21 protein-coding genes and 1 tRNA gene are annotated in these 21,429 nt (G+C 67.8%); 15 read left to right on the forward strand and 7 right to left on the reverse strand.

Translation table 11 applies throughout. From position 1 onward, the window contains the following. Positions 1-29: 29 nt before the first annotated feature. The gene (locus tag ACZK4S_RS07450) at positions 30-104 is read right to left on the reverse strand and encodes a 50S ribosomal protein bL37 (protein ID WP_369819251.1); all 75 of its coding nucleotides are present in this window, start codon (positions 102-104) and stop codon (positions 30-32) included. 123 nt (positions 105-227) lie between these two features. Here ACZK4S_RS07450 and ACZK4S_RS07455 point away from each other — a divergent pair, with 123 nt between their 5' ends. After that, the gene (locus ACZK4S_RS07455) at positions 228-1,640 is read left to right on the forward strand and encodes a sensor histidine kinase (RefSeq protein ID WP_463644132.1); all 1,413 of its coding nucleotides are present in this window, start codon (positions 228-230) and stop codon (positions 1,638-1,640) included. A gap of 54 nt (positions 1,641-1,694) precedes the next feature. Here ACZK4S_RS07455 and ACZK4S_RS07460 read toward each other — a convergent pair whose 3' ends face one another. Beyond that, complete coding sequence (locus ACZK4S_RS07460; RefSeq protein ID WP_076058478.1) at positions 1,695-1,946, reverse strand: WhiB family transcriptional regulator; 252 nt, start codon at positions 1,944-1,946, stop codon at positions 1,695-1,697. Positions 1,947-2,113: 167 nt separating this feature from the next. Between ACZK4S_RS07460 and ACZK4S_RS07465 the strand changes: the two genes are divergently transcribed. Then, the gene (locus ACZK4S_RS07465) at positions 2,114-2,488 is read left to right on the forward strand and encodes a hypothetical protein (protein WP_143570840.1); all 375 of its coding nucleotides are present in this window, start codon (positions 2,114-2,116) and stop codon (positions 2,486-2,488) included. Here the strand turns inward: ACZK4S_RS07465 and galK are convergent. The 5 genes from galK to ACZK4S_RS07490 all read right to left on the reverse strand — a co-directional run bounded on the left by galK (position 2,485) and on the right by ACZK4S_RS07490 (position 9,119). After that, the gene (galK, locus tag ACZK4S_RS07470) at positions 2,485-3,627 is read right to left on the reverse strand and encodes a galactokinase (RefSeq protein WP_076058483.1); all 1,143 of its coding nucleotides are present in this window, start codon (positions 3,625-3,627) and stop codon (positions 2,485-2,487) included. The genes ACZK4S_RS07465 and galK overlap by 4 nt on opposite strands. Further along, a complete protein-coding gene (locus tag ACZK4S_RS07475) occupies positions 3,627-3,806 on the reverse strand; it encodes a DUF6104 family protein (protein WP_459397825.1) in 180 nt (59 codons plus the stop codon). Before ACZK4S_RS07475 ends, galK begins: the two co-directional genes overlap by 1 nt. Positions 3,807-3,824: 18 nt before the next feature. Beyond that, complete coding sequence (locus ACZK4S_RS07480) at positions 3,825-7,646, reverse strand: multifunctional oxoglutarate decarboxylase/oxoglutarate dehydrogenase thiamine pyrophosphate-binding subunit/dihydrolipoyllysine-residue succinyltransferase subunit (RefSeq protein WP_076058486.1); 3,822 nt, start codon at positions 7,644-7,646, stop codon at positions 3,825-3,827. A gap of 105 nt (positions 7,647-7,751) precedes the next feature. Beyond that, a complete protein-coding gene (locus tag ACZK4S_RS07485) occupies positions 7,752-8,963 on the reverse strand; it encodes a glycosyltransferase 87 family protein (RefSeq protein WP_463643867.1) in 1,212 nt (403 codons plus the stop codon). Between the two features lie 84 nt (positions 8,964-9,047). Continuing rightward, positions 9,048-9,119: transfer RNA gene (locus ACZK4S_RS07490), tRNA-Arg, on the reverse strand. A gap of 83 nt (positions 9,120-9,202) precedes the next feature. On the opposite strand from ACZK4S_RS07490, the gene ACZK4S_RS07495 reads away from it, so the two are divergent. From ACZK4S_RS07495 to atpE, 13 genes are all read left to right on the forward strand, one after another. Next, complete coding sequence (locus ACZK4S_RS07495) at positions 9,203-9,706, forward strand: hypothetical protein (protein ID WP_233120659.1); 504 nt, start codon at positions 9,203-9,205, stop codon at positions 9,704-9,706. A gap of 43 nt (positions 9,707-9,749) precedes the next feature. After that, positions 9,750-11,153: a diaminopimelate decarboxylase gene (lysA, locus tag ACZK4S_RS07500; RefSeq protein ID WP_076058490.1), complete on the forward strand. Its 1,404-nt coding sequence runs from the start codon at positions 9,750-9,752 to the stop codon at positions 11,151-11,153. Beyond that, on the forward strand, positions 11,150-12,454 hold the full coding sequence (locus ACZK4S_RS07505) for a homoserine dehydrogenase (RefSeq protein WP_463643868.1): 1,305 nt from the start codon (positions 11,150-11,152) through the stop codon (positions 12,452-12,454). Before lysA ends, ACZK4S_RS07505 begins: the two co-directional genes overlap by 4 nt. 1 nt (position 12,455) lies before the next feature. After that, positions 12,456-13,340, forward strand: a complete 885-nt coding sequence (thrB, locus tag ACZK4S_RS07510; RefSeq protein WP_076058495.1) for a homoserine kinase — start codon at positions 12,456-12,458, stop codon at positions 13,338-13,340. Positions 13,341-13,520: 180 nt separating this feature from the next. Beyond that, a complete protein-coding gene (gene rho / locus ACZK4S_RS07515) occupies positions 13,521-15,374 on the forward strand; it encodes a transcription termination factor Rho (RefSeq protein WP_463643869.1) in 1,854 nt (617 codons plus the stop codon). 94 nt (positions 15,375-15,468) lie between these two features. Beyond that, the gene (gene rpmE / locus ACZK4S_RS07520) at positions 15,469-15,669 is read left to right on the forward strand and encodes a 50S ribosomal protein L31 (protein WP_076058500.1); all 201 of its coding nucleotides are present in this window, start codon (positions 15,469-15,471) and stop codon (positions 15,667-15,669) included. Positions 15,670-15,757: 88 nt separating this feature from the next. After that, the gene (gene prfA / locus ACZK4S_RS07525; protein ID WP_463643870.1) at positions 15,758-16,825 is read left to right on the forward strand and encodes a peptide chain release factor 1; all 1,068 of its coding nucleotides are present in this window, start codon (positions 15,758-15,760) and stop codon (positions 16,823-16,825) included. Further along, positions 16,822-17,679, forward strand: a complete 858-nt coding sequence (gene prmC / locus ACZK4S_RS07530; RefSeq protein ID WP_463643871.1) for a peptide chain release factor N(5)-glutamine methyltransferase — start codon at positions 16,822-16,824, stop codon at positions 17,677-17,679. The genes prfA and prmC overlap by 4 nt, the downstream gene beginning before the upstream one ends. Continuing rightward, the gene (locus ACZK4S_RS07535; RefSeq protein ID WP_463643872.1) at positions 17,676-18,449 is read left to right on the forward strand and encodes an L-threonylcarbamoyladenylate synthase; all 774 of its coding nucleotides are present in this window, start codon (positions 17,676-17,678) and stop codon (positions 18,447-18,449) included. The genes prmC and ACZK4S_RS07535 overlap by 4 nt, the downstream gene beginning before the upstream one ends. Then, on the forward strand, positions 18,449-19,594 hold the full coding sequence (locus ACZK4S_RS07540) for an MraY family glycosyltransferase (protein WP_076058508.1): 1,146 nt from the start codon (positions 18,449-18,451) through the stop codon (positions 19,592-19,594). The genes ACZK4S_RS07535 and ACZK4S_RS07540 overlap by 1 nt, the downstream gene beginning before the upstream one ends. Further along, on the forward strand, positions 19,587-20,045 hold the full coding sequence (locus ACZK4S_RS07545; protein WP_463643873.1) for a hypothetical protein: 459 nt from the start codon (positions 19,587-19,589) through the stop codon (positions 20,043-20,045). Before ACZK4S_RS07540 ends, ACZK4S_RS07545 begins: the two co-directional genes overlap by 8 nt. Before the next feature lie 299 nt (positions 20,046-20,344). Then, the gene (gene atpB, locus ACZK4S_RS07550) at positions 20,345-21,145 is read left to right on the forward strand and encodes a F0F1 ATP synthase subunit A (RefSeq protein WP_233120660.1); all 801 of its coding nucleotides are present in this window, start codon (positions 20,345-20,347) and stop codon (positions 21,143-21,145) included. 56 nt (positions 21,146-21,201) lie between these two features. Then, positions 21,202-21,420: an ATP synthase F0 subunit C gene (atpE, locus tag ACZK4S_RS07555; RefSeq protein ID WP_076058514.1), complete on the forward strand. Its 219-nt coding sequence runs from the start codon at positions 21,202-21,204 to the stop codon at positions 21,418-21,420. The last annotated feature ends 9 nt before the right edge of the window (positions 21,421-21,429 follow it).

Consider the following 21,429-nt stretch of genomic DNA (forward strand, 5'->3'; position numbering starts at 1 on the left):
ACCAGGCGGGGGCTTTGTGGTTTCTCCGGTCAGGCGTTGGGACGCTTACCGTGGTTGGCGCCGTTCTTACGACGAGCCTTACGCTTACGGCCACGCTTACCCATGTTGGGCCTCCTTAGGTCTGCTTATGTCTATTCAGGTGACGCCCCATTGTGCCAGAAGGACCCGGCTGCACGGAAAAGGGTGTCCGTGGCAGAGTGGAGCCTGTGACCCGTGACGTAGACCTGATGAGCGACGACGAGTGGCTGGACGCGTTCGTGTCCGGCTGGCAGATGCTGGCAGACCTGAGTTTCTCTGACCTGGTCCTCTGGAAACCCCTCACCGAAGAAGGCGACATCTTCGCCTGTACCGCCCAGGTGAGGCCGGTGACGGGCCCCACAGCCCTCGAGGAGGACATCGTGGGGGAACTCATCGAGTATGAGCCGGACCACCAGGTCACAGTTGCCTTCATGACGCACGAAATCGCGGAAACCACGGACAACGCGATCTCCGCCGGCATCCCCGTCGACGTCTGGGCCATCCCGGTTCTGAGGCACGACCGCCCGGTCGCGGTGATCGAGCGCCACACCAACCAGATGGGCATGCGCGCCACCGGTGCCCTCGAGGAGAACTACCTCGAAGCCGCAGAGATCCTCACCCAGATGCTGATGCGCGGCGAGTTCCCATTGGTGCCCCCGTCGGACAAGGCGCTCATGCCGCGAGTCGCCGACGGCGTGCTCAGGGTGCAGCCCGACGGCGTCATCTCGTACGCCAGCCCCAACGCCATCACCGGCTACCGCAGGTTGGGGGCCATCGGCGACGTCGAGGGGGAGCGGTTCAGGGAACTCACCCGCCAACTCAGGCAGGGTGTCGAGTCGATGGGGCAGACGGTCAACGCGGACATCGACGGCAGGCTCACCCTGGAGTTCGACGTCGAGGCCCGGGGCGCGTCCATGCGCTTCGTGGTGTTGCCGCTGTGGCTGGAGTTCACCACCGCCGGCATGCTCGTCCTGTGCCGCGACACCACAGACCTGCGGCGCCGCGACCGGATGCTCGTGACCAAGGACGCCACCATCCGCGAGATCCACCACCGGGTGAAGAACAACCTGCAGACGGTGGCCGCGCTGCTGCGCATGCAGTCGCGGCGGTTGAAGTCGGAGGAGGGCCGCGAGGCCCTGCGCGACGCCATGCGCCGCGTCTCGTCGATCGCCATGGTCCACGAGACCCTCAGCTACTCGCTGGTGGAGGAGGTCGCCTTCGACGGCGTCTGCGACAAGATCCTCGAGATGGTGGGCGACCTGGCCGCCTCAGCCGGCACGGTACGGGCCACGCGGCGCGGCACGTTCGGAGTGATCCCGGCGGAGATGGCCACGTCGCTGTCGATGGTGATCACCGAGCTCTGCCAGAACGCCGTCGAGCACGGCCTGGACAGCGCCTCAGGGCTCGTGGAGGTGCGGCCCCACCGCGACGGTGGCACGCTGACGATCGACATCCTCGACGGCGGCAACGGTCTCCCCGACGGATTCCGGTTGGGATCGCAGAAGTCGTTGGGGCTGTCGATCATCTCGACGTTGATCCACGACCTCGACGGCACCTTCACGCTGAGGAACAGAGAGGACGGCGAGGGCGCCGTGGCCCACATCGTGCTGCCCGTTCCCTGACAACTCAGGACGCGCAGAGTTGGCCCCCGAGAGGGCTCACAACGGCGGGTCGGGTCAGTTGTTGCGGAGGCGGGAGCGGGCGGCGCGGCGCTTGATCGCGCGACGCTCGTCTTCGCTCAGACCGCCCCAGACGCCGTGGTCCTGACCGGCTTCGAGTGCCCACGAGAGGCACTGGTCCTTGACGACACAACGGGCGCAGATCTTCTTGGCCTCTTCGATTTGAGCCAAGGCCGGCCCCGTGTTGCCGACGGGAAAGAACAACTCCGGATCCTCAGTGAGGCAGGCAGCCCGGTGGCGCCAATCCATAGTTGTACTCCTTCTGTCGGGGGGGAATATCCGCTGCGGAATTCTCCGCAAGCTCATGCAGATTACCCTTGCCGGCAACGATAAGCAATAGCAGTGGCTGCGTGTTGTATACCGCGCCGATCGGCTGCAGACTTGCTGAGAATTGCTGGCTGGGGCACGCTGATCGGGTGACTGCTGTGCTGCGACGCCCACTGCTGGCGATCCCTGTGATCCTGACCGCCCTGATCGGTCTGGCCATCCTGGGCGTCGCCTTCGGCACGCTGGTGGCCAACAGCAGGATGTTCGGCATCGGGGTGGCGGCGATGCTCTCGGTCTACGGCATCGCCCTGATCGCCTTCGCCTGGCTGGTGGTGCGCGGCCAGCGGTGGGCGCTGGGCCTGATCGTCGCTTCGTCCCTGCTGCACGCCATGGTCGTCTACAGCCTGCTGGGCACCGATGACCGCGCGCAGTTCATCGGTGCCCTCGTCGTGGCCCCCTTCATCCTCGCGACGGTCGTCACCTCTGTGGTGGCGGTGGGTCGCGGCGAGCTGGAGCAGCTCTAGACGAGCCGCCCTGCTCCGGCGGCCGGCGTGGCGGTGAACCACTCCGGGGCACCGAAGCCCGCGTCGGCGAAGGCGGTGGCGATGGCCTGACCGATCCGGTCCGCCTCGCCGGCCTTCGTCAGCGCGATGATGCAGCCGCCGAAACCGCCGCCAGTCATGCGCGCACCCAGGGCGCCGGCCCGCTTGGCCGTGTCCACGGCGAGGTCGACGGTGGGCACCGTGATCTCGTAGTCGTCGCGCATCGAGGCGTGCGACGCATCCAGCAGCGGTGCCAACTCCGCGAGATCTGCGGATCGCGCCACCTCGAAAGCCTTCAGGACTCGCTCATTCTCCGTGACCACGTGCCGCACCCGCTTCACCATGGTGGGGTCCTCGAGTTTCTTGATGGCCTCGTCCAGGTCAGTGACGTCGCGCAGCGCAGGGATGCCCAGGATGGCGGCCGCCTGCTCGCAGGAGGCCCGGCGGGTGCCGTATTCGCCGTCGACGTGGCTGTGCGGGGTCTTCGTGTCGAGCACCAGCATCTCGTAGCCCTGCTCGGCCATCGGCAGGGGAACCTGCTCTGTCTCCAGCGTGCGGCAGTCCAGGAACAGGCCGTGCTCGGCCTCGCACAGGGTGCTGGCGGCCTGGTCCAGCAGGCCCGTGGGCGCTCCCACATAGGCGTTCTCGGCCACGCGGGCGAGCTTGGCGCGGTCGATGGGCTCGATGTCGAGCCCGTACAGGTCTGCGAGTACCGCGACGGTGGCGCATTCGATGGCGGCGGAGCTCGACAGGCCCGCACCGAGGGGCACGTCCGAGCTCATCACCAGGTTGGCCCCACCCACGGCGTGGCCGGCCTCGCGCAGCGCCCAGACGACACCGGCGAGGTACGAGGACCAGCCCTCGGTGCCGGGGGACAGGTCCTCGATCCCCAGGCGCACCTCGTCGTCGAGTTCGAGCGAGACCATCACGAGCTCGTCGTCGTCGCGGCGACCGCCCGCGATGACCGCCTTCTTGTCGAGGGCGAACGGCAGGACGAACCCGTCGTTGTAGTCGGTGTGCTCACCGATGAGATTCACCCGACCCGGAGCGAACCACAGGCCCTCGGGTTCACTGCCCACCACAGCGCGGTAACGGTCTCTTAACGCATCGAGATCCAGCATCAGTCCTCCTCGTCGTCGTCGAGACGCGCGAGCCACGAGGCCAGACGCTCCACGGGGGTTTCGAATTCGGGGTTGAGGTCGACGAAGGTGCGCAGTTGTTCGGCGAGCCACTCGAAGGAGACCTCCTCGTGGCCGCGCCGATCAACCAGCTCTTCCAGCCCGCGGTCAGTGAAATACATGACCGAAAGCTTAGGGCCTCAGCCCAGGGCGGCGCGCAGCAGGTCCTCCTCCTGCTGCTTGTGCACCGCCATCGAACCCACCGACGGCGCCGACGACCACGGACGGGTCACCCGGGTCATCTTCATGTCGAATTCGGGGAACAGTTCCTTGACGGCACCGGGCAGGTGCACCGACATGAACGGCCACGCCCCCTGGTTCTCCGGCTCGTCCTGCACGAAGCGGATGTCGCTGACGTGCGAGTACCGACGCAGGATGGACACGAGTTCCTCGGCCGGAAGCGGGTAGAGGCGCTCCAGGGCGATGATCGCGATCTTCCCGTCATGACCGTTCTTCTCGCGGCGGGCCACCAGATCCCAACGGACCTTGCCGGAGCACAGGACGATGCGTTCCACCTTCGACGGGTCCTTGATGGTGGGATCGTCCAGAGCGGGGTGCCAGCGGCCGGAGGTGAACTCCTCCGGCGTCGACGTCGCCAGCTTGTTGCGCAGCATCGACTTCGGGGTGGCGATCACGACGGGGCGGTGCCAGTTGACGTACGCGTGCTGGCGCAACAGGTGGAAGTGGTTCGCGGGAGTCGACGGCTGGCACACCGCGAGCGCGCCTTCGGCGCAGAGCTGCAGCCAGCGTTCGATGCGGGCCGACGAGTGGTCCGGCCCCTGTCCCTCATAGCCGTGGGGGAGCAGCAGGCACACGCCCGACTTCTGGCCCCACTTGGCGTTGCCCGAGGCGACGAACTCGTCCGAGATGATCTGGGCGCCGTTGACGAAGTCGCCGAACTGCGCCTCCCACAGCACCAACGCGTCGGGACGGGCCACCGAGTAGCCGTACTCGAAGCCGAGGGCGGCATATTCGCTCAGCAGCGAATCCCACACCTCGAAGGTGGCCTGGTCCTCGGTGAGGTGCTTCAGAGGCACCCACGCCTCGTTGGTGACCCGGTCCACGATGGCGGCGAAACGCTGCGAGAACGTGCCCCGCCTCGAATCCTGGCCGGCCATGCGCACCGGGCGACCCTCGATGAGCAGCGACCCGATGGCGATCATCTCAGCGGTCGCCCAGTCGATGGGGCCGTTCATGATCGCCTCGGCGCGGCGCTCGAGCTGCGGCTGGACCTTCGGGTGCACGGCGAACCCCTCCGGGAACTGCGTGTGCACGTTGGCGATCCGCTGCAGCATCTCCGTGGTGATCTCAGTGAGCCGCTCTTCCGGCTTGGTGGGGTAGTACGGCACCTTGCGGTACTCGTCCGGCGCGCCCTTGGAGTCGCGCACCTCGCGGAACACGTTCTCGAGGCGGGCGCGGAAGCGGTTCATGACGTCCTCGGCGTCGGCCATGGAGATGTCACCACGGCCGATCAGCGACTCGGTGTAGAGCCGGCGCGTGGAGCGCTTCTGCTCGATGAGGTCGTACATGTTCGGCTGCGTGAAGCTCGGGTCATCACCCTCGTTGTGGCCACGACGCCGGTAGCAGACCATGTCGATGACGACGTCCTTGTGGAACGTCTGCCGGTACTCGAACGCAATGCGGGCCGCGCGGATGCACGAATCCGGGTCATCGCCATTGACGTGCAGCACGGGGGCGGAGATGGACTTGGCCACGTCGGTGGAGTACGTCGAAGAACGCGACTCGGTGGGCGCCGTGGTGAAGCCCACCTGGTTGTTGACCACGACGTGGATCGTGCCACCGGTCTTGTAGCCGCGCAGCTGCGACATCTGCAGCGTCTCGAAGACCACGCCCTGGCCGGCGAACGACGCGTCGCCGTGCATGGTGAGGGGGAGCACCGGGTAGTCGCTCTGGCGCAGCATGTCCTGCTTGGCGCGGGCGATGCCCTGGAGCACCGGGTTCACGGCCTCCAGGTGCGACGGGTTGGCGGCCACGGACGTCTTGACGGTGGCACCGTTCGAGGCGACGAAGGTACCCTCCGCGCCCAGGTGGTACTTCACGTCACCCGTGCCCGACCTGTCGACCTGGCCGTCGAACTCGCGGAAGATCTGGCCGTAGCTCTTGCCGACGATGTTGGCCAGCACGTTGAGGCGTCCACGGTGCGGCATGCCGATGCACACCTCGTCGACGGAGTCGTTGGCCGCCTGCTGTGCGATCTCGTCGAGCAGCACGATGACGGACTCGCCGCCCTCGAGGGAGAAGCGCTTCTGGCCGACGAACTTCGTCTGCAGGAACGTCTCGAAGATCTCCGCCTCGTTGAGCTTGTCCAGGGCGTGCATGTGCTCGTCGTGCGTCAGCGCCTGGTGCTGCTTCTCCATGCGCTGCTGGAACCAGCGGCGTTGCCGCGGATCCGGGATGTGCATGTACTCGATGCCGACGGTGCGGCAGTACGAATCCTGCAACGTGGAGATGATGTCGCGCAGCGGCAGGTAGGTTCGCTCGGAGCCACCGAAGGTGCCCACCGCGAACTGGCGGTCCAGGTCCCAGATGGAGAGCCCGTGCGTCTCGAGGCGCAGGTCCTCATGGGAGCGCTGGCGGTACTCCAGCGGGTCCGTGTCGGCGACCAGGTGGCCGAACGCGCGGTAGGAGTTGATCAGCTCCAGCACCCGGGCGGTCTTGGAGACCTGGTTGTCGCGGTGCGCGGAGATGTCACCGGCCCACCGGAGGGGCTCGTAGGGGATCCGCAGCGCTTCGAAGATCTCGTCGTAGAAGCCGTTCTCGCCGAGCAGCAGCCCGTGCATCGTCTTCAGGAACTCTCCGGAGGTGGCGCCCTGGATCACGCGGTGGTCATAGGTGGAGGTCAGGGTGGTGACCTTGGACACCGCGAGGTCTGTCATCTTGGACTCGCTCATGCCCTGGAACTCGGCCGGGTAGTCGATGTTGCCGACGCCGAGGATCATGCCCTGGCCGGTCATCAGGCGGGGCACCGAGTGGTTGGTGCCGATGCCGCCCGGGTTGGTGAGCGACGCCGTCGTGCCGGCGAAGTCCGACACCTGCAGATCACCGGCGCGGGTCTTGCGCACCACCTGCTCGTAGGCGGACCAGAACTGGAAGAAGTTGAAGTTCTCGCAGCCCTTGATGTTGGGCACCAGGAGTTGGCGGGTGTCGCCCTTCTGGATGTCGATGGCGATGCCGAGGTTGATCGAGGGGTTCTCGATCAGGTTGGGCTTGCCGTCCACCATGTCGTAGGCGTTGTTCATCTCCGGCATGGCCTTGAGAGCCTGCACCATGGCGTAGCCGATGAGGTGGGTGAACGAGACCTTGCCGCCCTTTGACTGGCGCAGGAAGTTGTTGATCAGCACGCGCTGGTCGATGACCAGCTTCATCGGCACCGAGCGCACGGACGTGGCCGTGGGCACGGTGAGGGAGGTGTCCATGTTCTTGGCCGTGCGCATGGGGGCACCGCGCAGGACCGTGTACTTGGGCTGGGCACCCGTCGGCTCGGGACGGACGTTCGGGTTGGGGGTGTTGGCGCTGAGGCCGGCACCGGTGCCGGGGTTGTGCGGCGCGTTGCGGCCCGTGGTCACCTTTTCGACGGTGGGCTTGCTCTCAGTCTTGGCCGCAGCCGGCTTGGGGGCGGGCGCGTCCGACAGGCCGGAGGCCGCTTCGCGCTGCTTCGCCTCGGGCGACTTCGGGCGCTCCGACTTGGCTTCCGGCTTCGTCTCGGGCTTCGGGGCCGGCTTCGTCTCGGCCCGGGGCATGGCCTGCGGTTTCTCGGCGGCACGACTCGTCGGCGGCGCGGCGGACTCCACCGCTGCGGGCTGCGGAGGTGCACCCTCGGCAGCGAAGAACTCACGCCAGGTGGCGTCCACTGACTGCGGGTCTGCGTCATACGCCTCCCGCTTCTCGTCGATCAGCCAGGAGTTGGCACCGAAAAGGTCATTCGAGTCAGGTGCTGACATGTTCCGTGGCAGAAGCCACTTTCCCCTCTATTTGGACGGAGGCCGCAGACGTCTGCGGCTGCTTCACTGAGCTTACCCAATAATGGGCAGCCGTCCCGACCACTCTCAGGACGTGGAGCGTCGGGTCGCCTTCACAGTCAGCACGACGGAGTAGATCGTCAGTGCCACGAGCACGAGGTTGCGCAGGATGAGCACGGAGGTCTCCGGGCCGGCACCCTGGGGGATCGCCATGATCCCGTATGCGCCCCACGGGTAGGTGAACTGGGTGAGGCCACCGGCGATCACCAACGCCACGGCGATCACCGTTGCGTGGCGCCGCAGCCACTCGCTGCGCTGCACCACCAGCAGGGCGGCGACGGGGCCGCCGAGCCACACGATGTACTGCGGCGACAGCGTCTTGTTGGCGATCACCGTGGCCAGCACGATCGCCAGCACAGCCAGCAGCATGGCCTCGTGGAGGCGATGGTCCTGTTCGCGGAAGAGCCGGATGAGGCGGTAGCTCAGCCAGATGGTCAGCAGCACCGACGCGGCGGTCAGCACAGTCGACACCGTCAGCAGCTGGCTGATGCCCGGGCCGGTGACGATCTCGAGCGCGTTGTACTGCGACAACTCGATGAGCCAGCTCTCGTTGTGGGTGAACGTGCGCAGGAACATCAGGGGAGTGGCCGGCACGGATTCGATCTGCAGGCCGCGGTCGCTCTGCCACGTCAGCGGAGAGGCCGAACGGGTCCAACCGCTCGTGATCAGCGACGCGGCAGCCAGGCCGAAGCCCACCACGATGAAGCCGATGAGTCGCGAGCGGGCGCCCCCCTTGCGTAACGGGTCGGGCGCCAACAGGGGCCCGATCAGCAGCGCCGGCCACAGCTTCACGGCCGCGCCCAGCCCGATGGCGCCGCCAGCGATCTTCGGGAACCTCAGCGCGTACACGCAGGCGACTGCGACCAGGGCCGCGGGAATGAGGTCGAAGCGGTACCAGAGCACCGCCCCCTGCGCGCCGGTGAACAGGATCCAGAAGAGTGTCCCGGCAGCATTGCCGCGTCGGTACATGAGGATCGCCACCAGGGCGTCGAGCGCGAGGAAGCAGCCGACGTACACCGGGGTCCAGGTCTCCCAACCCCCGCCCAGGGCGTAGATCAGCTGCAGGAGCCACACGGCGGGGACGGGGTACTCGAGCATGATGCCCGTCTCGCCCATGTCCAGCTTGTTGAGGTAGAACGCGTAGTAGCTCACGTCGTTGGCGATGAACGCCACCTGCTCGAGCTTGAGCGACAGCAGGATGAGATACCGAGTGGCGGCGAACAGTGCCACCAACAGCACGGGAACGAGAATGTCTCGGAAAGTCAGGCCACGTGGCGCGCGCCCGGCTCCGGTCATCTTCTGGCCTCCCCTGTGAACGGCTTGCGCCCCCGCGAGGATTCGAACCTCGGCTCCCGCCTCCGGAGGGCGGTGCTCTATCCCCTGAGCTACGGGGGCCTGTTGCCCGAAGGCGACCGGTGAAAGGGTAGCACCTCGAAACGGTCGTCAACACCACCACCGCCTGCCGCTATGGTTGCCGCGTGCGTAGGTTGCTCGTCTTCGTGGTCAGTGCGGTGCTGCTCGTGGGGTGCGTCTCGCGCCCGGAGCCCGCACCTGCCGTGCAGCGCGACACCGCTCCGCCCTGGGATGCGCCACGCGACGCAGTCTCCTTCATCCGTGCGGCCGGACTGCCTGAACTGAGCCTGGGCGACGACGCAGACCCGTGGATACTGGACCTGGCGGTCACGGTGGACGGCGCCCCCGTCGAGATTCCGGCCTACATCGGGATCGACCGGCCGCGAGCCATCCAGGCGCCGGTGCACACGCACGATGCCGGCGGCGAGGTGTGGCTGGAGGGGGAATCGAACCGGGAATCCACCCTGGGTCACTTCTTCTCCCTGTGGGGCGTCAGGTTCGACGACGGCTGCCTCGGTGCGGCCTGCGGCTCGGTCGAGGTCCGCGTCGACGGCGAGCCCGTCGACGGTGATCCCACCCAGGTGCTCCTGCGGGACGCCAGGGAGATCCGGGTCGTGGCCACCAGCTGAGCGAAATAACGATTGCCAACCGTGCTCTGGCAGGCTTGGCCCCATGACGCACATGCACATCGCCGGCTCGATCCACGCGGACGCCGTGCAGGGCGGGCCCCAGTGGCTCACCGTGCCCGACGACCTCAACGAGCTCGACCTCAAGCTCTGGCCCCGCGGCACCCACCGCGACGACCAGGGCCGCATCGTCGTTGCCGGTGTGGCGCTGACCGACGCAGCCGCTGAGCACGGTACGCCCGTCTACCTGATCGACGAGGACGACTTCCGCTCCAGGGCCCGTGACTTCATCACGGCCTTCCCCGGCTGGTCGGTCTACTACGCGGGCAAGGCGCTGCTGACGCGGCGGGTTGCACGTTGGGCGGCCGAGGAGGGCCTCAACCTCGACGTCACCACCATGGGTGAGATGCGCATCGCGCTGGCCGGCGGGATGCCGGCCGAGCGGCTCGGTCTGCATGGCAACAACAAATCCGACGCCGAGATCGCGTTCGCCCTCGAGCAGGGCGTGGGGCGGATCATCGTGGACTCCTTCGACGAGATCAACCGACTGGAGCGGGCGTGCGCCGACGGCGGTCACACCGCCAACGTCCTGATCCGCGTCACCACCGGCGTCGAGGCGCACACCCACGAGTACATCGCCACCGCGCACGAGGACCAGAAGTTCGGCCTCAGCATCATGGGTGGCGCGGCGTTGACCGCGCTGGTGCGCTGCCACTCGTCGCGGTTCCTCGAGCTGCGCGGCATCCACAGCCACATCGGCTCCCAGATCTTCGAGACGCACGGCTTCGAGGTGGCCATCCGCCGCACGATGAAGCTGGCCTCACAGTTCCGCCAAGCCACCGGTGTCGAACTACCGGAGCTGGACCTCGGCGGTGGCTTCGGTATCGCCTACACCGCGGCCGACACGCCGTCGACGACCACGGAACTCGCGTCCTCCTTCGAAGAGATGATCGACCATGAGTGCCGCGCGTTCGGCATCAACCGCCCGCACCTGAGCATCGAGCCCGGCCGCGCCATCTGTGGCCCGTCCGGCGTAGCCGTCTACGAGGTCGGCACCGTCAAGCAGGTCGAACTCGAGGGTGGCCGCTCGCGGATGTACGTCAGCGTCGACGGCGGCATGAGCGACAACATCCGCCCGGCCCTGTACGCCGCCGAGTATTCCGGCGCCATCGCCAACCGCACTTCCGAGGCGCAGCCCGTCCTGTGCCGCGTCGTGGGCAAGCACTGCGAGGGTGGCGACATCCTCATCCGCGACGTCTTCCTCCCCGCGGACGTGCGCATCGGCGACCTCATCGCCGTCCCGGGATCCGGCGCCTACGCGCGCAGCATGGCCAATAACTACAATCAGATCCCGAAGCCCCCTGTCGTCAGCGCGAAGGACGGTGTCACCGACGTGATGCTGCGCCGTGAAACGCTGGATGACCTCATGAGATTGGACGTGGGTAAGTGAGCAAGCCGCTGAAGGTTGTGCTGTTGGGGGCCGGCGTCGTCGGTAGCCAGGTGGCACGCATCATCCTCAACGAGGGTGACACCCTCGAGGCCCGCATCGGCCGCCGCCTCGAACTCGTGGGCATCGGTGTGCGGCGCATGGACGTCGAGCGGCCCGGCATCGACCCGGCGCTGCTGACCACTGACCTCGAGTCCCTCGTCGCCCGCGACGACCTCGACATCGTCATCGAACTCATCGGCGGCCTCGACCCCGCCCGGGAACTGGTGCGCACGGCCCTCCAGAAGGGCGCCTCGGTGATCTCCGCCAACAAGGCCCTCCTGGCGGAGGACCTGGGCGAGCTGTCCCGCATCGCTGAGGAGAAGGGCGTCGACCTCTACTACGAGGCCGCCGTCGCGGGCGCCATCCCGATCATCCGGCCGCTGCGCGAGTCGTTGGTGGGCGACGACATCACCGAGGTGATGGGCATCGTCAACGGCACCACCAATTTCATCCTGGACAAGATGGTCACAGACGGTGTCAGCTTCGACTCGGCGCTCGCCGAAGCCCAGCAACTGGGTTACGCCGAAGCCGATCCCACCGCCGACGTCGGCGGCCACGATGCGGCGGCGAAGGCCGCCATCCTCGCCGGGCTGGCCTTCCACACCGAGGTCAAGGGCCAGGAGGTCTTCACCGAGGGCATCACCGGCGTGACCGAGGCCGACATCGCCGCGGCCGAGTCGATGGACTGCACCGTCAAGCTCCTCGCGGTAGCCAAGCTGACCGAAGACGACCGCATCATCGTCAAGGTGCACCCGGCCATGGTGGCCAACAAGCACCCGCTGGCGGCGGTGCGTGGCGCCTACAACGCCATCTTCGTGAACTCGCGTGAGGCCGGCGAACTGATGTTCCTCGGCGCCGGTGCGGGCGGGGCCCCGACGGCCAGCGCGGTGATGGGCGACGTCGTCACCGTGGGCCGCAACCGCCACCGCGGCACCGCTGCGCACATCGGCTCGGGCTACACCCGCCGCCAGGTGGCGCCCGTCGGCGAATCCTGGACGCAGTTCTACGTCAGCTTCGAGGTGGAGGACCGCCCAGGCGTGCTCGCCAGGTGCGCCGCTGTGTTCGGCGACCACAACGTGTCGCTGCGCGTGGTGCAGCAGTCCTATCTTGAGGACGAGGTGCCCGTGGAGGGCTTCCCGGCCCGCCTCGGCGTCATGACGCACATCACGCAGGAGTCGTCGCTGGCGGCCGTCGTCAAGCAACTCTGCGAAGCTGATTTCGTGGGCTCCGAGGTGCGCGTCATGCGCGTCGTAGGCTTCTGAGGTGGCCCGACGCCTGACTGTGCGGGTGCCGGCCACGACGGCGAACCTGGGCTCCGGGTTCGACTGCGTCGGCATGGCCTTCGACTGGTACGACGAGCTGACGCTCGACCTGTGGGAGGCGCCCGGCCTGGAGGTTGCGGTGACGGGGGAGGGCGCCCACCAGGTGCCGACGGACGAGAGCCATCTCGTGGTGCGGTCCATCCACCGTGGCCTGGCGGCGTGGGGCGCTGAGGCGCCCGGGTTCCGTCTGACGGCGCACAACACCATTCCGCACTCCCGGGGCCTGGGCTCCTCGGCGGCCGCCATCGTGGCCGGGCTGGCGCTGGCGTGGGGGATCGCACGCCCCGGCGAACCCATGGACCGTTCCGCCATCACCCGGCTGGCTCACGAAGCCGAGGGCCATCCCGACAACGCCGGTGCCGCGGTCTGGGGCGGGGCGATCCTGGCGTGGGCCCGCGACGAGCGGGTCTCACTCGTGCAGTTGCCGCTGGCAGAAGGTTTCCGCGCAGTGGCCTTCGTGCCGGACTTCGAGTCGAAGACCGACGACGCGCGCGCCGTGCTGCCGGACACCGTGACGCGCGCCGACGCCGTCGCGCAGGCCATCGCGGCGGCCGCCTTGCCGCTGGCTCTCACGAAACGACCTGACCTGCTCTTCGACGCGACGTCGGACCGGCTGCACCAGCAGTACCGCGCGCCGATGATGCCGTCGAGCCACGACCTGATGCTGCGCCTCCGCGGAGCCGGGGCGCCGGCCGCGATCTCCGGGGCGGGGCCGACGGTGATCGCCGTCGGCCTTGACGAGCAGCTGGCCGGTGTGGACGCCGTCGATGTCACGGGTTTCACCGTGCGCCACCTGCGTCCCGCCGGGGGCGTGGAACTGTTTTAGCCCGAAACTTTGGTATCTGGGCCGGGTCATTGCTAACCTGATGAGTGGCCCACCGAAGAAGGCGCTGTTCGCGGCGAATCTGCCGCAGTTCTTCAGCTGCTGAGTGGGTCCCATCATTCTGACGCCGACGGCGCCTCCTGAATCCATTTTCGGCGCGTCGGCTCTTGGGAAGGAATCTCGTTGAGCGAATCCGCTGACCTGTCCAGCATGAAACTGGTCGACCTGAAGCAGGTGGCCACAGGGCTGGGCATCAAGGGCATCTCCGCCATGCGGAAGGCCGATCTGGTCTCCGCCATCCAGAACCAGGGAGGCGGCAGGCCGGCGCGCCAGCGCAGCGCCGAGCGTCCCGCGCAGGCGGAGCTCCTCACCGAGGCGCAGCCGAAGAACGGATCCTCCGCCCCGGAGCAGCCGCGCGATGGCGAGTCGTCCCGCGACCAGCAGCCCCGTGAACAGCGTGACCAGCAGCCCCGCGAGCAGCGCCAGCAGCGCGATCAGCAGCCGCAGCGCGATCAGCAGTCGCGTGGCGACCAGCAGCGTGGCGACCAGCAGCAGGGCGACGGCACCCGCACCCGGCGTCGCCGCGGCCGTGACCGCGAGCGTCAGCCCAACCCGGAGACCATCGAAGTGGTGGGCGAACTCCTGGAGGCCGCCATGGGCGGCGCGCAGCCGGCAGCCGGCGGCCAGCAGCAGCCGCAGCAACAGCAGCAGCGCGAGCAGCAGCCGGCCCAGTCCCGCTCCGTGAACGTCGAGCCCGCCAGCTACGACGACGACCAGGGTGGTTCCCGCCGCGGTCGCCGTCGCCGTAGCCGTGACCGCGATCGCGACCGCAACCAGCGCCGCCCAACCCGTGGCGGCCAGGGCATGGACCGCATGGACGCCGAGGTCACCGTCGCAGACGACGACGAGCTGGCCAACATCTCCGGCATCGTCGACATCAACGACAACTACGCCTTCGTTCGGACGACGGGCTACCTGCCCGGCCCGGCGGACGCCTACCTGTCCATGGCCACCGTCCGCCGCTACGGCCTGCGTCGCGGCGACGTGATCAGCGGAGCCGTGCGCGTCGCCCGCGAGGGGGAGCGCAAGGACAAGTTCCAGCCGCTCGTGCGCATCGACTCGGTGAACGGCGACGACCCGGAGAAGGCCAAGGGCCGTCCCGAGTTCCAGAAGCTCACCCCCCTGTACCCGCAGGAGCGCCTGCGCCTCGAGACGGTGCAGAACAACCTCACCGGCCGCATCATCGACATGGTCTCGCCCATCGGCAAGGGCCAGCGCGGCCTCATCGTGTCGCCGCCGAAGGCCGGCAAGACGATGATCATGCAGTCCATCGCCAACGCGATCGCCGCGAACAACCCTGAGGTGCACCTCATGGTCGTCCTGGTCGACGAGCGGCCTGAAGAGGTCACCGACTTCCAGCGCACGGTCTCCGGCGAGGTCATCGCCTCGACGTTCGACCGCCCCGCCGAGGACCACACCATGATCTCGGAGCTGGCCATCGAGCGCGCCAAGCGCCTGGTGGAGCTGGGCCACGACGTCGTCGTGCTGCTGGACGGCATCACGCGTCTGGGGCGTGCCTACAACCTGGCCGCCCCCGCGTCGGGCCGCATCCTGTCCGGTGGCGTGGACTCGGCGGCGCTGTACCCGCCGAAGAAGTTCTTCGGCGCCGCCCGCAACATCGAGAACGGTGGCTCGCTGACCATCCTGGCCACGGCCCTCATCGAGACCGGTTCCAAGATGGACGAGGTCATCTTCGAGGAGTTCAAGGGCACGGGCAACATGGAACTGCGGCTGCGTCGCGAGCTCGCGGACAAGCGCATCTTCCCGGCCATCGACGTCGACGCCTCGGGTACCCGTCGCGAAGACCTCCTCCTCAATCGCGACGAGCTGCAGATCATCTGGAAGCTGCGTCGCGCGCTCTCCGGTCTGGACAACCAGGCCGCGCTGGAGACGCTGAAGTCGCGGATGACGAAGACCGCCAGCAACCACGACTTCCTGCTCAGCGTGCTCAAGACCACCCCGGCCCAGGACGGTTAGGCCGCAACGGTTGCGCGTGGCATAATAGCTAGATGTGCCGGTTCACGCCGCCTCCAGGCGACCCGGCCGAAACCCACACCCCTAGGAGTTCATCATGAAGCAGGGAATTCACCCTGATTACGTCGAGGCCCAGGTCACCTGCACCTGCGGCAACACGTACACCACCCACAGCACCAAGGCAACGCTGAACGCCGACGTGTGCGCCGAATGCCACCCGTTCTACACCGGCAAGCAGAAGATTCTTGACACCGGTGGCCGCGTGGCGCGCTTCGCGAAGCGTTACGCCAAGAAGTAGCCAAGCAGACGAACGCCGTGATCCGGGCAGTGCCCGGACCGGCGTTCGTTTCTTTTTGCCCTCGATCCACCGTGCCCAGGAGCCAGCCATGTTCGACAACGCACAGCCTCTGATCGACGAGTTCCGCGATCTGGAGAAGCAGCTATCAGACCCCGAACTGCACTCCGACATGGCCCGCTCCCGCAGGGTCGGGCGTCGCTACGCCGCGCTGCGTCCCGTCGTCGAGGGCATCGAGGAGTACCGCCGGCTGACCGGTGACCGTGGGGCGGCTGCTGAGTTGGCGGCCGACGATCCGGCGTTCGCCGACGAGGTCGCGGAACTGGACGTCCAGATCGAGACGGCCACGGCCAAGCTCACCCGGCTGCTCGCCCCGCGCGACCCCAACGACGACGCCGACGCCCTCGTCGAGATCAAGTCCGGCGAAGGCGGCGACGAATCTGCCCTGTTCGCCGGTGACCTGTTGCGCATGTACACCCGCTACGCCGAGGACCTCGGTTGGAAGATCGAGATCCTCGATGCGCAGGACACAGACCTGGGCGGGTACAAGTCGGTCACCGTCGCGGTCAAGGGCGGCAGCAGCCTGGGGGTCGGGCCCTACGGCCGGCTCAAGTTCGAGGGTGGCGTGCACCGCGTCCAGCGGGTGCCGGTCACAGAATCGCAGGGCCGCATCCACACCTCGGCCGCAGGCGTCCTGGTGATGCCGGACGTGGAGGCCGACGAGGTGGAGGTCAACGACGACGACCTCCGCATCGACGTGTACCGCTCCTCGGGCCCCGGCGGCCAGGGCGTCAACACCACGGACTCCGCCGTGCGCATCACGCACCTCCCGACGGGCGTGGTGGTGAGCTGCCAGAACGAGCGCTCCCAGCTGCAGAACCGCGAATCCGCTATGCGGATGCTGCGCGCCCGCCTCACCCAGCGCGCGGAGGCGGAGGCCGCTGCGGCCGCCTCTGACGCCCGCAAGTCGCAGGTGCGCACCGTGGACCGTTCGGAGCGCATCCGCACCTACAACTTCCCGGAGAACCGGATCACCGACCACCGGATCGGCTTCAAGGCCCACAACCTCGACGCCGTGCTCGAGGGGGCGCTCGCCCCGCTACTCGACGCGCTGGCCGAGCAGGATCTCGCCGAGCGCCTCGCCGGAGTGGGCGGGTGAGGGCCAGCGAAGTCGTCCACGAGGTCGCCGAACGCCTGAGCCGCTCCGGCTCGCCCAGCCCCGGCCCGGAGGCGCGCGTCCTGGTGGCGCATGTGCTCGGCATCGAGCCGGCACAGTTGCTGGTGGCGAGCGTCTCGCCCGGGCAGCGCGCCGTCGTCGACCAGCTCGTCGACCTCCGCGCCGAAGGTGCGCCGCTGCAGCACCTGACCGGCGTGGCCTACTTCCGGTACGAGACCCTCGAGGTCGGGCCAGGCGTGTTCGTCCCGCGTCCGGAGACCGAGGAGATGGTCACCTGGGCGTTGAAGCAACTGGCTGCGCGGCCCGTCGGGCGGCGCCGTGTCGTGGAGCTGTGCGCCGGCTCGGGTGCCATCACAGCGGCCATCGGGCACGAACTGGGCCAGGTGGAGCTCCACGCCGTCGAACTCTCGCCCGACGCGCACGCGTATCTCGTGCGCAACCTGGACGGGCTGGCCGTCGACGTCGTGCTCGGCGACATGGCGGAGGCTTTCCACGAACTCGACGGCACCGTTGACCTCGTGATCGTCAACCCCCCGTACATCCCGGAGCCGCACAGGCAACTGCTGCCCGCCGACGTGTTGCAGGACCCCGAGATGGCGCTGTTCTCTGGCCGGGACGGCCTCGACGCACTGCGGGTCGTCGCTCAGGTCGCCGCGCGGCTGCTGCGTCCCGGCGGGCTCCTCGCCACGGAACACGACGACTCCCATGCGCCCGCCGTCGTGCGCCTCTTCGAGGAGGCCGGTTTCGCCGACGTGACCCCACGCAACGATCTGACGGGCCGCCCACGGTTCGTCACTGCCGCCGCACCGGCGGATGATGGCAGGATTGGGCTGTGACTCAATCCCCACGCGTCTTCAACCTCGACGCCGACGCCGACGGCGACACCGGCCTCCGCGAGGCCGCCGCGGCCGTCCGCGAGGGCCAGTGCATCGTGCTGCCCACAGACACCGTCTACGGCATCGGGGCAGATGCCTTCGACGCTGACGCCGTTCAGCGGCTGCTCAACGCCAAGGAGCGCGGCCGCGACATGCCCCCGCCCGTGCTGGTGGCGGAGCCGTCCATGCTGCGCGCGGTCGCCGACGAGGTGCCCGAGGGTGCCGCTGCGCTGGCGAAAGCCTTCTGGCCCGGTGCGCTCACCCTGATCCTGCGCGCCCAGCCCCGCTCCGGCATGCAACTGGGGGACACCGGCGGCACGGTCGCCGTCCGGGTGCCGGACCATGAGGGTGCGCGCGCCCTGCTGCGCCACACCGGCCCGCTCGCTGTGAGCTCCGCCAACGTCCACGGTCGGCCCGCCGCAGTGACGGCCCAGGAGGCGGTCGACCAGCTGGGCGACCGCGTAGCCGTCTACCTCGACGCGGGGCCCGCCGCCGGGGGAGTGGCGTCCACCATCGTCGACTTCGCCTCCTCGCCCGAGGGCCGTGTCCTCAGGGAAGGCGCGCTGAGCCTGGCGCAGCTGCACGAGTTCGCACCCCAGGTCATCGGCCTACCGACGGAGCCCGAACCGGATCATGATCCGGAGCCCGAACTCGAACCCGAATCTGCGCCCGAGCCCGAGCCGGAGTCCGACGTCGCGGCCGAGGGTGAACCCGAGGAACCGGGTCACTAGTGCGCGAATACCTCCTGGTGCTGTTCGTCGCAGCCGGTGCCACCTACCTCCTGTCGGGGTTGGCCCGGAACATCGCGGTGCGCACGGGAGCCCTCGCCACGGTCCGCAACCGTGACGTCCACACCCATCCCATCCCGTACTTCGGCGGCATGGCGATGTTCGGTGGCCTGGTCATCGCCATGCTGCTCGCCGTCCAGATGCCGTTCCTCGGCCGGTACACCACCGTGGAGCACGATGCCTCCGCCGTGCTGTGGGCGGGCCTGGTCATCTGCATCGTCGGCGTGCTCGACGACAAGTACGACATGCCGGCGTTGGTGAAGCTGGGCGGCCAGGTGCTGGCCGCCGGCGTCGCCGTCATGCAGGGTGTGCGCATCTACTGGATCCCGCTGCCGAACCGGATCGTCGGGCTCGACGACACCACCAGCATCATGGTGACCGTCCTGATCATCGCCATCTGTGTCAACGCCGTGAACTTCGTCGACGGCCTCGACGGCCTGGCGGCCGGCGTGGTGGCCATCGGGTCCGGCGCCTTCTTCAGCTACACCTACGTGCTGGCCTACGAACAGGAACTCGCCCGCGCCACGACGGCGAGCCTCATCACGGTGGCCACCTGCGGCATCGCCGTGGGGTTCCTGTTCCACAACTGGCACCCCGCGAAGATGTTCATGGGCGACTCCGGCGCGATGCTGCTCGGCCTGCTGATGGCCATGAGCGCCATCTCCTTCACGGGCCAGCTCGACCCCAGCGCGCTGGCGCAGGGCAGCGACGTGCTGCCCGCCATCCTGCCCATCCTGCTGCCGGTGGCGGCGCTGGCGCTGCCGCTCCTCGACCTGATGCTCGCCTGGGTGCGGCGGGCCTGGAACGGCCAGCACCCGTTCCAGGCGGACAAGCAGCACCTGCATCACCGCCTGCTGGCCCGGGGACACTCCCACTGGGGGGCCGTGCTCCTCATGTACGGCTGGTCCGCCGTCGTCTCGGTGGGGCTGGTGCTGATCGCCCTCACCAACCGCTCCACCGCGGTGTGGTTGGTGGCGGGAAGCCTGGTGACCGTGCTCGTGCTCACGCTCTGGCCAGTGCGCACCGCGCCGAGCTTCATCGGCGGCCGCGAGGCCGAGGTCGTCGACAGGAAGAGCGTCGATGACTGAAGCGCGCCGCAAGGTGACGGGAGCCACCCAGCGGGCCAGGGAAATGATGATCGGCGGTGTCATCGCCGGTCACGTCGTGGGCCTCACCATCCTCGGCCTGGCCCTGGCCATCGACGGCCCGAGCGCCGCCCTGACGGCCGCCCTGGGTTTCGCCGCCGTTGTCATCTTCTACTCGATCGGGCAGGCGCTCGAGGTGGTCGCCTCCGAACTCGAACCCTTCCAGGGGCTCAGCCTGGTCCTCGTGAGTTACGGCGTCCGGGTGGTGGGCATCGCGGCCGGGCTGTGGGCGCTGCTGAGCCTGTCGTCCGTCGCGCCGCATGTGTCCAAGGGATGGCTGCTCCTGAGCGTGGCGGGCACGGTTCTGGCCTGGGTGTTCGGCGTCGTGTTCGTGGCCTCCCGCCAGCGGGTGCCGGTCTACGACCACGAGTACGAGCCGCCGTCCTCTGGCTGACCGCAGAGGTTTTTGGGACAGGACGTCGCCGATGTGTAACAACCTGCTCTTTCCGCTAGGCTCAACCACGTTATGGGCACTTCACCTACGCCAGGCGACGGGTCAGAGCGTTCTGGCCCCACCGGGCATGAGGACGGCATGGCCGTTCTCGCCTACATCCTCGCAGGGTTGATTTTCTACGGGGGCCTCGGGTGGGTCGGTGATCATTTCCTCGAGACAACATGGTTACTGCCACTCGGACTCATCGTAGGACTTGTCAGTAGCTTGTATCTGATCATCAAACGATATGGGAGTGGTACGTGACTCTGGGCCTTCTTCCGCTGGAGACCGGCGGCGACTACGAGCCACCTGGCACCGAGGACTTCCTCTGGGGATCCATCATGCCGGGCGTCCTCCCCGACTGGGTGAACAAGCCCCTCATCCAGGCGGTCATCGGCGCCCTCCTGGTCATCACCCTGTGGGTGATTGCGTCCCGCAAGCTGAAGGTGCGGCCCACCAAGGGTCAGTTCTTCGCGGAGTACCTCTACGAGTTCGTCCGCAACGGCATCGCGCGCGACATCCTCCATTCCGACTTCCGCAAGTTCCTGCCGTATCTCCTCGGCCTCTTCACGTTCCTGCTGGTGAACAACTGGTTCGGCCAGTTCTTCTACTTCATGTACCCGGCGTTCTCCAACGTCGGCTACGCCTACGGCCTGGCCATCCTCTCCTGGTTGGTCTACGTCGGCGCAGGCTTCGCCAAGTGGGGCTTCGGCGGCTTCCTCAAGAGGGCGCTCGTCCCCGACGGCGTGCCCGTGTACCTGCTGCCGCTGGTCATCCCGCTGGAGTTCCTGGCCACGTTCATCACACGCCCCATCACGCTGGCCCTGCGTCTTTTCGCCAACCTGTTCGCCGGTCACCTCGTGGTCATGGTGTTCGTGGTCGGTGGCGGCTGGCTCCTCACGCAGCAGGACAACCTGTTCTACAACATCTCCGGCGGCGTCTCGATCCTCTTCAGCCTCATCATCATGCTGCTGGAGCTGTTCATCGGAGCCCTGCAGGCCTACATCTTCACCGTCCTCACCGCCCAGTACGTGTCGACCTCGATCGCCGAGGCGCACTAAAGCACCGATAATCCTCCCCAGGTCGACCGCCTGGGTAGTCATCCGAAAGGAAACACATGTCCCTCCTCGAAATCACCGGCAACCTGAACATGATCGGTTACGCGATCGCCACGATCGCCCCGGCCCTCGGCGTTGCCTGGATCTTCGCGTCGGTCATCAACGGCACCGCCCGTCAGCCCGAGGCCCGTGGCGCCATGATGAGCACCGCCTTCATCGGCTTCGCCGTTGTTGAGGCTCTCGCCATCATCGCCATCGCTCTCGCGTTCGTTCTCTGAGGCATCCTG

The organism is Tessaracoccus zhenghani, assembly GCF_055326325.1.